Annotated in this window: 7 protein-coding genes; 3 read left to right on the top strand and 4 right to left on the bottom strand. The window is 71.3% G+C overall.

Translation table 11 applies throughout. The features are described from left to right. A partial coding sequence (locus KD1_RS03505) for a glycosyltransferase family A protein (protein WP_157073141.1) occupies positions 1–1,738 on the top strand: 1,738 nt, incomplete at its 5' end. 55 nt (positions 1,739–1,793) lie between these two features. Here the strand turns inward: KD1_RS03505 and KD1_RS03510 are convergent. Both KD1_RS03510 and KD1_RS03515 read right to left on the bottom strand, forming a co-directional pair. Next, a complete protein-coding gene (locus KD1_RS03510; protein ID WP_157073142.1) occupies positions 1,794–3,488 on the bottom strand; it encodes a glycosyltransferase family 4 protein in 1,695 nt (564 codons plus the stop codon). 24 nt (positions 3,489–3,512) lie between these two features. Then, positions 3,513–5,054 carry a DEAD/DEAH box helicase gene (locus tag KD1_RS03515; protein ID WP_068397617.1) on the bottom strand — a complete coding sequence of 514 codons (1,542 nt, stop codon included), beginning with the start codon at positions 5,052–5,054 and terminating at the stop codon, positions 3,513–3,515. Between the two features lie 180 nt (positions 5,055–5,234). Here KD1_RS03515 and KD1_RS03520 point away from each other — a divergent pair, with 180 nt between their 5' ends. Next, complete coding sequence (locus KD1_RS03520; protein WP_068397618.1) at positions 5,235–5,909, top strand: ferritin-like fold-containing protein; 675 nt, start codon at positions 5,235–5,237, stop codon at positions 5,907–5,909. Between the two features lie 99 nt (positions 5,910–6,008). Here KD1_RS03520 and KD1_RS03525 read toward each other — a convergent pair whose 3' ends face one another. Further along, the gene (locus KD1_RS03525; RefSeq protein ID WP_068397619.1) at positions 6,009–6,227 is read right to left on the bottom strand and encodes a DUF3107 domain-containing protein; all 219 of its coding nucleotides are present in this window, start codon (positions 6,225–6,227) and stop codon (positions 6,009–6,011) included. Positions 6,228–6,241: 14 nt separating this feature from the next. After that, the gene (locus tag KD1_RS03530; RefSeq protein WP_068397622.1) at positions 6,242–6,895 is read right to left on the bottom strand and encodes a TetR/AcrR family transcriptional regulator; all 654 of its coding nucleotides are present in this window, start codon (positions 6,893–6,895) and stop codon (positions 6,242–6,244) included. Positions 6,896–7,030: 135 nt separating this feature from the next. On the opposite strand from KD1_RS03530, the gene KD1_RS03535 reads away from it, so the two are divergent. Then, positions 7,031–8,733: UvrD-helicase domain-containing protein (locus KD1_RS03535; RefSeq protein ID WP_157073143.1), on the top strand; the 1,703-nt coding region annotated here is incomplete at its 3' end.

Genomic DNA, 8,733 nt, shown 5'->3' on the forward strand with positions numbered 1-8,733 from the left:
GGCGGAGTCGGGCCCCCGCGGAGGCGACCTGCGCCAGCGGGTCCGTGCGGGCCTGCGCCACCGGTTCGGGTGGCTGGCGAACTCAAGCCGGTTGGTGCCGCGAGCGGGGTCCGCGCCGCTGGTCGACCCGGACCCCCTGGCTCCGGTCGTGGCCGTCTGTGCGACGCCGCGCTTCGTCACGGGGCTCGCCGCCGAGTGGCACGTCCGCGAGACGCTGGTGTATCAGGCCTCCGACGCGATCGAGGAGTCCGCCATCCTCTTCATCGAGATGCGCGGTGCCCACCCGGCAGCCGCTCCCGACCTCACGGTGTCGCACTTCGTCATGGTGGCGCGTGCGGCGCAGGTCCCGGTCGTGCTCTGGTGGACCCAGAGCCGCGGCGACTCGTGGGACGAGGCCGCGGTCACCGACCTCTTCCGGGTCCCGGGGCAGGAGAGCGACGACCCGATCCCGGACACGGCGATGTTCTACGTCGACGACCTCGATGCCGCCAACACCTGGTCGGCCGCGTCGGGGCGCACCGTGCGCTACCTGCCGCCGGCCGCGGCGCCGAGCATCCACTCCCCGCGCGTCGGGGGAGCCGCCCGCAAGCGATCGAACGCGGCCGTCCTGACCCACGGCACGTGGGACCCGGCCCGCATCGCCCCGGTTCCGTCCGACCACCTCGATCTGCTCGACCTCGACTCGGTGCAGCAGCCCGACGGGGCGGAGCCGGCGTTGGCCCCCTACCGGGAGGCCGTGGCGCTCGGCGATGGTCCGGCGCTGGGATGGGCGATGGTTGAGGCGGCCATGTCCTCCACCCCGCTGGTCGTCGACGAGACCGCCGCCGACCTGCTCGCTCCGGGCCTGCGCCGATTCGCCTCGGTGGCCTCCAGCGATGAGGAACTGCGCCTCGACGTCGCGGCCAGGCTGTGGCAGGACGAGGTCGTCGACCGGGAGGCCCTGGCCATCGGGCGGGCGGCACGCAGCCTGCACGGGTGGGCCAACCGCACCCGCACGATCGAGGACGACCTGCGGCTGCGCCCGCGGGGCGTGTGGCGCGACGTGTCGGTCATCGTGCCGACGAACCGCCTGCACGAACTCGACAACGTGGCCGAGAATGTCGCTCGTCAGGTCGAGAACGAGTACGGGAACGTCCAACTCGTCCTCGTCCTGCACGGTCTGGACGTCGACGAGGCCGACCTGCGGGCGCGCTACCGGGACGCCGGCGTGGACCACCTCGAGATCGTGCGGGCCGACCCCTCGATCACGCTCGGGGCCTGCATGAACCTGGGGATCGACGCCTCCGACGGTCGGTACATCGCCAAGGTCGACGACGACAACTACTACGGCAAGCACTACCTGACCGACCTCGTCGACTCGTTCTCCCACTCCGGCGCCGGGATCGTGGGGAAGTGGTGCCACTACGTGTGGCTGCGCTCGTCGAACGCGGTGATCCTGCGCTTCCCGAACTCCGAGCACAAGTTCGAGCGGCTCGTCCAGGGCGGCTCGATCATCCTCGACGGCGACGTGGCTCGTGACCTGCGGTTCGGTGATCTGCCTCGCGCCGTCGACACCGACATCCTCACCCGGGCCAAGCAGGCCGGAGTCTCGATCTACTCGGCCGACCGGTTCAACTTCGTCAGCATCCGCGGCGCCGACCGGCATGCGCACACGTGGCCGATCTCGGACATGGCCCTGATGAACCGGGCCGGGCAGGTCGTCTTCTTCGGCGACCCGCGCCCGCACGTCGAGGCCTGATCGGCGTCGGCGACGAACGGCGTCGGCGACGACCACACTGGCCGGCGTCGACCGCCTAGCCCCGCCGGGCGGCGATGACCTGCTCGTAGATGGCGCGGTAGCGTGGCCCGTTGGCCGACCACTGGCGCTCGCGATCGACCCACTCGCGCCCGGCCGCGGCCAGCGCGTCACGCTTCTCCGGATGGGCGTGGAGGTCGGCCAAGGCCTCGACGAGGGCGCCTGAATCGCCGGCCCGGAAACTCCGGCCGCGCGTCCCGCCACCGGTGATCTCGGTCAACGCCGGCAGGTCGGAGACGAGCAGCGGCAGGCCCGCGGCCATCGCCTCGAACGGCTTGAGGGGCGTGACCAGGCGGGCCGCCCGCTCGTCGATGCGGGGGATGACGAAGACATCGAGGAGTGCGTAGTAGTCGAGGACCTGGTCGTGGGGGACCTTGCCCGTCATGACCACGGCGTCACCGGCACCGACCTGCGCGGCGTGCTTCTCGAGGAATCCGCGTCGCTGACCGTCGCCGACGATGAGCGCCACGGCGGGAATCCCCCGGGCCCGCAGCGCGACCGCGGCGTCGATGAGCAACTCCTGACCTTCGCGGTAATGATCGAGGTTGGAGACGTAGCCGAAGACGAACTTCTCGTTCAGCCCGATCTGCTCGACGAGGTCGGCGTTGCGCTCGCGCGGCACGAAGGCGGTGGTGTCGACGCCGTTGGGGACGACGAACACCTTCGCCGGGTCGACGCCGCGGTCGAGGATGTCCTGGCGCATCGATTCGCTCAGCGTGACCACGGCATCGGCGGCCTGCATGGAGCGCGTCTCAGTGTCACGACGGCGGTGGTAGACCTCGGACTGTTCGGACCACGCGACGTCCTTGGTCCACAGGGACTCGAAGAACCCGCGGACCTCGTAGACGACCGGCACGTCGAGCGCGCGGCCCACGGCCACGGCCACCAGCGCCGACTCGTACCCGCGGGCCCCGGAGTGCACGTGGATCACCTCGGGACGCTGCTGCGCGACCACCGGGGCCAGGGCGGTGGCCCACGCGTCGAGGTAGACGTCGAAGGGCTCCTTGGCCGGGGGCGTGCCGCGGGTCAGGCGCAGGTGCGCGATGCCGCGCACGTCCTCACGGTCGGGGGCGTCGTCCACCCCGACCGAGACCGGGTAGTCGAGGGCGGTCACGGCGATCGGCTCGAGACCGGAGCCGTGCTCGGCCACCAGGGTGTACATCGTGCGCATCGTGTAGCCGCTCTGGCGCTGCGGCATCGAGATCTTCAGGACGTGCAGTACCCGACCCGGCACCGGGTCGGTGACCGGCGATAGCCCGGCCAGGACCTCCGGGGCGATCGTCGGGGACCAGCCGGGCTCGGTCTCGAGCCAGCGTCCCTCGAGCTGCCGGGCGGCGGCGGTGACGCGTTCGCGGCCGATGAGGTCGGCGGCGGAGGTGGCGGCCAGACGTAGCTGGGTGGCGCGGCGTTGCAGCGTCAGTGCGCCGGCCTTGGACGCGCTGGCCCGAACCTGGTCGAGGAACGGGACGTCGGTCGGCAGGCCGGGAAGGTGGCGCTGGGCCAGCGTCACCGCTTCGGCATGCCGCCCGGCGTCGGTCAACTCGGCGAGCTGGGTCGTCACCGAGGCCGCGGGCGTCCCGTCGACGGTCGATCGCGTGCGGCGCAGGTGCTGCTGCACCTGCTGCCAGGTGCGGTGGCCTCGGCGGAGGACTCGTTGGGTCAGGTCCGTGGCGCGGCGGGAGACGTCAGACACAGCGCACAGACTACGGCGTGCCGATCAGGCCTGGCCGGCCGTGCTACCCGTGCCACCCGAAGCCGGCGTCGTGCCGCCCTCGCCGCCACGGGTGCGGCGGCGGTTGCGGGCGCGACGCGGGCGGCTGGCCTGCTCCCGCTCGCCCGACTGCACGTCGGCGGTGGCGCGGTGGTGCTCCGACCCACGCCGACCGCCGGGGCGACGGCCGGAGGACTTGCCGGTCTCACCGAGATCCTCGATCGTCTCGGCGTCGAGCCCGGCCCGCGTGCGCTTCTCGCGCGGCAGCCGACCCTTGACGCCCTCGGGGATGCCGAGGTCCTCGTAGAGGTTCGGGGAGGTCGAGTACGTCTCGACCGGCTCGGGGATGCCGAGTTCGAGGATCCGGTTGATGACGGCCCAGCGGGTCATGTCATCCCAGTCGACGAAGGTCACCGCGGTGCCGGTGTTCCCGGCCCGGCCGGTGCGGCCGATGCGGTGCAGGTACGTCTTCTCGTCCTCGGGGCACTGGTAGTTGATGACGTGCGTGACGTTCTCGACGTCGATGCCGCGCGAGGCGACGTCGGTCGCGACGAGGACGTCGATCTTGCCGTTGCGGAACGCCCGCAACGCCTGCTCCCGGGCTCCCTGCCCGAGGTCACCGTGCAGCGACGCCGCGGCGAAACCGCGCTCCACCAATTCGTCGGCGACCTTGGCGGCCGTGCGCTTGGTGCGGCTGAACACGATCGTCAGGCCGCGGTCCTTGGCCTGGAGGATGCGCGCGAGCATCTCGACCTTGTCCATCGAGTGGGCGCGGTAGACGAACTGGGAGATCGCCTTGACCGTCGACCCCTCGGTCGGGTCGCCCATGGCGCGGATGTGCGTGGGTGCGGTCATGTAGCGCCGGGCCAGGGCGACGATCGCGCCGGGCATGGTCGCGGAGAAGAGCATCGTCTGGCGGTTCGGCGAGGTCATCGCCATGAGCTTCTCGACGTCGGGCAGGAAGCCGAGGTCGAGCATTTCGTCGGCCTCGTCGAGCACGACGGTGCGGGTGCCCTTGAGGTCGAGGTGCTTCTGCTGGGCCAGGTCGATCAGGCGACCCGGGGTGCCGACGACGACATGCACGCCGGAGCGCAGTGCCTCCACCTGGGGTTCGTACGCGCGGCCGCCGTAGACGGTCAAGACCTTGACGCCGTGGATCTTGCCCGCCTGCTCGAGGTCCTTGGCGACCTGGACGGCCAGTTCACGGGTGGGCACGATGACCAGGCCCTGGGGGCGCTTCTCCGCCGACTCCAGGTCGAGGCGCTGGAGCATCGGGACGCCGAAGCCCAGGGTCTTGCCCGTTCCGGTCTTGGCCTGACCGATGATGTCGTGACCCTCGAGCGCGACCGGCAGGGTCATCGCCTGGATCGGGAACGGGTGGATGATCCCGCCCTCGGCCAGGGAGGCCACGATGTCGGGGTGGATGCCGAAGTCGGCGAAGGTGCGGGTTTCGGCTTCGGTGGCGGCGGGGGTGTCGGTTTCGGTGGCGGCGGGGGTGTCGGTTTCGGTGGTGTCGGGCTGCGTGGCAGCCACGTCGGTGTCGCTCATGAGGTCTCTCGATCGCTGGGCTGGCGCATCACGGGAGTCGTGACGCGGCCGCGGGCCGATCGGAGGTCTTCCTGTTGCATGTGCAGCGACGGTGGCGGGCTGACTGCCGCCCCAAAAGTTGTGCCGACCGGGCACCGGTGCTGGGGACATGATACCTGCCCCCGCAGTAGGCTGCGAATCATGCGCGCGAGTGATGCTGACAATCCCGCCGAGGTGATCGACCTCCTCGGCGTCTTTGCCGCCGGTGAACTGAGCATGTTCGGTCGTCTGGCCGCGGATGCGACGACGATGCCGACCCTCCCGCTGCGGGCTGAACTGTCGGCCTTCGCGGCCGACGAAATGGCGCGTCACCGGTTGCTCGTGGACCGTCTGGTCGAACTCGGCTCCAGCCCGACCCAGGCGATGGCGCCGTTCATGCCCACCTTCGATGAGTTCCACGCCCGGCTCGCGCCCGCGACGTGGCTCGAAGCCCTGGTCAAGGCCTGCATCGCCGACGGTCTCGCGGTCGACCTGTACACGGCCGTGGCCGGCTGGACCGACGACGCGGTCACCATGGAGGTCGTTCGCCGGGCGGGGGAGAACCCGAGGAAGGAGGCCTTCCTCGTCGAGGCGGCCGGCAGCGCCATCGCGCAGAACCCCATCCAGGTCGGGCGGCAGTCCCTGTGGGCGCGGCGACTGTTCGGCGAGGTCGTGGCCCGTGGGCAGCATCTGGCCGCCGAGCACGATGGGCTCGGGGCCCTGGTCGTGGGGGCCGGCGGCACCCCCGGGGCGGGTTTGGCCGAGACGCTGGTGGTGTTCGAGCAGGTCACCGTGCGGCACGAGGAGCGGATGAAGGCCCTGGGCCTGAACCTGTGATCGGCTGATCCCCGGATACGGTTCGAGGTCCGCCACGGGCGTGGCACACGCTCGTGGCGGACCTCGAACCGTACGTCGGGCCGTTCGCGACCTCGGTGGTCAGGCGCCGAAGCCGACGCGCGACCGGTGGGGCTCACCGAGTTCGACGTAACCCAACGAGGCCAGCGGCACGATCACGGTGCCGCCCTTGTTGTCGGCGAGGTGCACGACTCCGGTCTGCTGGGCCGCGTCGATGGCGGCGGTGACGTCCGAGACCGAGGCGTCGGTCTCGAAGGCGATCTCTCGGCTGACGTTCTGGACGCCGATCTTGACCTCCATGTGTTTCCTCCTGTTCAGGTGCCGACGGGAAGGCCGGCAGCGTTTGTCGTGGCCCGGGTGGGGTAGTTGCCCAGACCACGCCACGCGAGGTGGGCGGCTGCCCGGGCAGCGTCCTCCTTGGTGATCTGGGTGTCCAGGGCCAGCCAACCACGGGCGGTCACCTGGGCCATACCCGCCAAGGCGATCGAGAGCAGGGTCGCGTACTCGTCGGGCAGGCCCGTGTCCATGACGATGTGCTCGGCGATGATGTGGGCGCATTCACGTTCGACACGGTCGAGGCGCTCGCGGACGGCGGTCTCCTTGGTCAGATCGGACTCGAAGACGAGTCGGAACGCGCCCCCTTCACGCGTGACGAAGTCGAAGTAGGCCCCGAAGGTGGCGTACACCTTCTCCTTGGCGTCGCCGGCCTGGGCCAGGGCGTCGCTGATCATCGACTCGAGCAACTCCACCTGATGGTCGAGGATCGCGAGGTAGAGTTCGAGTTTCCCCGGAAAGTGTTGGTACAGCACGGGCTTCGAGACCCCGGCTCGCTCGGCGATGTCCTCCATGCCGGCCGCGTGGTACCCCCGCTCGACGAAGACGTGCTGGGCCGACTCGAGCAACTGGGCGCGACGCTGGTCACGGGGCAGCCGCTGGGGGCGACCCACCTCGGTCGTTTCGTTGCTCATCTCAGACTCCTCCCGCATCTGGGCCATCGTACGGGCCAGTAGGGACAACCGGCGTCAACGGCCGCATGGTGGCACGTTCGGGTCGCGGCCCGGTCTGGACAACGTTGTCGGCGGCATCTGATTGGCTGTTGCGTGATGGAGAGTTCACCTGCACCGCAGTTGCGTCGACGGCCCACCGGCCCGATCGCCGCCCGCCCGCGCCTCGACGACGACCAACGTCGGGCCGTGGCGTCGACGGCCGATGTCGTGCGGGTGCTGGGGGGCCCGGGTACGGGCACGTCCATGGTCGCCGTCGAGACGGTCGTCCACGCGGTGCGTTCCGGAGCGGTGAGCCCGAGCCAATGCGTCATCCTCACCTCCTCGCGGCTGGCCGCCGCGGGGTTGCGCGATGCGGTCACCGCCGGTGTCGGTCAGACGTCCACCGAGCCGCTCGCCCGCACCCATCAGAGCTTGGGGTTCGGTCTGCTGCGCCAGGATGCGGCGTTGCGGGGGATGCCCACGCCTCGGCTGCTCACCGGTCCGGAGCAGGACGTCATCCTGCGCGAACTCCTCGACGGCCACGCCTCGGGCGTTTCACCGGCCCCCGCCTGGCCCGACCGGGTCGTCGAGGCGCTGCCGACCCGTGGCTTCCGGGCGGAGTTGCGTGACCTGCTCATGCGGGCCGTCGAACACGGGCTCGAGCCGCACGACCTGATCGCGTTGGCCGACGAGCACGACCGCCCCGAATGGGCCGCGGCCGCGGCGGTGCTGCGCGAGTACGACGAGGTGACGGCGATGTCCGCTCCCGGCGCGTACGACCCCGCGTGGATCCTCACGGCGGCGGCCGACCTGCTCGAGGACGACGTCGAGGCCTTCGATCGGGTCGCCACCGGGATCCGCCTCGTCGTCGTCGACGACGCCCAGGAACTGACCCACCCGGCCGCGCGTCTGCTGCGGGTCCTGCACCGCGCCGGCGCCCGGCTGGTGCTCATCGGCGACCCCGATGTGGCCGTGCAGACCTTCCGGGGCGCGGATCCGCGTCTGATGCTCGGGTCGTGGGGGCGGCCCGGGGCCCGGGTCGAGGAGTTCGTACTCGGGCAGGGGTACCGATTGCCGCCGGCGCTGGCCCGCGTCGCCGGTGATGTGACGGCACGCATCGGGGCGCTCGGGGCGGGGCATCAGCGGGTCGCGAGTCCGACGACCGGCGGTCTCGACGGCGAGGTCTCGGCCCATGTACTGCGCTCCGCTGCGGCCGAGGCCGGGTTCATCGCCACACAGTTGCGCCGCGCCCACCTCATCGACTCAGTGCCGTGGTCGCAGATGGCGGTGATCACCCGCGGGCGGGGGCGCACGGCGACGATGCGGCGGGTGCTGACCGCGCAATCGGTACCGCTGGCCGCACCGCCGACGGATGTGCCGGTTCGTGACGAGGTGGCCGTGCGGCCGCTGCTGGCCCTGATGCGGATCGTCATCGACCTGGCCCGTGGGCGGCAGGCCGAGATCTCGGTCGAGGCGCTCGTCGACATCCTCACCTCACCGATCGGGGGCGCCGACTCGGTGCGCCTGCGCCGGCTGCGCCGCACCCTGCGCCGCGAGGAGTTGGCGGCCGGTGGTGGTCGCTCGAGTGACGAGTTGCTCACCGTGTACGTGCGCGACCCCGAGCGGCTGGCCCACCTCGGTCATGAGGTCGCCCCGCTGCTGCGCGTCGCCCGGATCATCGAGGCCGGGTTGGCCGCCGCCCACCTCACCCCCGACGGCCACTGGCCGGCCGGTGTCACTGCCGAGACCCTGCTCTGGGAACTGTGGCAGGCCGCGGGCCTGGCGTCGTCGTGGCAGGCGGCGGCCCTGGCCGGTGGGCA

Source organism: Kribbia dieselivorans NBRC 106261 (assembly GCF_001552435.1).
GTDB lineage: Bacteria > Actinomycetota > Actinomycetes > Actinomycetales > Dermatophilaceae > Kribbia > Kribbia dieselivorans.

Coding starts and splice junctions, on each gene's coding strand:
- KD1_RS03515 (WP_068397617.1), bottom strand. CDS start 5,054: ATGAGCGACACCGACGTGGCTGCCACGCAGCCCGACACCACCGAAACC.
- KD1_RS03520 (WP_068397618.1), top strand. CDS start 5,235: ATGCGCGCGAGTGATGCTGACAATCCCGCCGAGGTGATCGACCTCCTC.
- KD1_RS03525 (WP_068397619.1), bottom strand. CDS start 6,227: ATGGAGGTCAAGATCGGCGTCCAGAACGTCAGCCGAGAGATCGCCTTC.
- KD1_RS03530 (WP_068397622.1), bottom strand. CDS start 6,895: ATGAGCAACGAAACGACCGAGGTGGGTCGCCCCCAGCGGCTGCCCCGT.